The organism is Neisseria sp. P0022.S010 (assembly GCF_051956635.1).
The window spans coordinates 1-640 of the sequence record NZ_JBQCXF010000799.1; the positions used below are offsets into that span (position 1 = coordinate 1).

General features: G+C 49.5%; 2 protein-coding genes. Both read left to right on the plus strand.

What is annotated here, in order from left to right; translation table 11 throughout:
* On the plus strand, positions 1-525 hold a 525-nt coding region (locus tag ACTHUT_RS21485; protein ID WP_440419838.1), incomplete at its 5' end, for a sensor histidine kinase.
* On the plus strand, positions 522-640 hold a 119-nt coding region (locus ACTHUT_RS21490; RefSeq protein WP_440419840.1), incomplete at its 3' end, for a response regulator transcription factor. The genes ACTHUT_RS21485 and ACTHUT_RS21490, both read left to right, overlap by 4 nt.

A 640-nucleotide genomic window follows, 5' to 3' on the forward strand; every position in this document is an offset into this window, starting at 1 on the left:
TCAGACCAACGCGAGCAGGCCGAAGAAAATATCGGCTTCATCAAAGACGGCGTGCAGGAATGCTACGAAGACGTACGCGAACTTTTGATGAATTTCCGCACCAAAATCAGTAATAAAGATTTTCCTGAAGCGGTAGAATCGCTGCTGGCGCGTTTTGAACGACAAACCGGTATTCCAGTTGATTTAAAATGGCAGGACGACGGGCAGGCTTTGAATTATGATGAGCATTTGCAAATCATCTTCATCTTGCAGGAAAGCCTGTCCAATATCCGGAAGCACGCCCGTGCGCAACATGTCAGCGTCGAAATTGCCAACCACGGCGATTTTGTCATGACGATTCGGGACGACGGCGCAGGCTTTAATAAAGAACACCTATCAAACCGGCCTTCAGGCGAACATGTCGGCTTGGGCATTATGCAAGAACGTGCCCAACGGATTAACGCAGAATTGGCCATTACATCGCAGATTGGGCAAGGTACGGCGGTTATGCTGACTTTGCCTCAACAAATGAGAACAGCATCATGACGATTAAAATTACCCTTATTGACGACCACACCCTATTTCGCAGCGGTATCAAGGCCTTGCTTTCGCGCCAGCCTGATTTTGAAGTCGTCGGCGAAGCTTCAGACGGCCTGGCCGG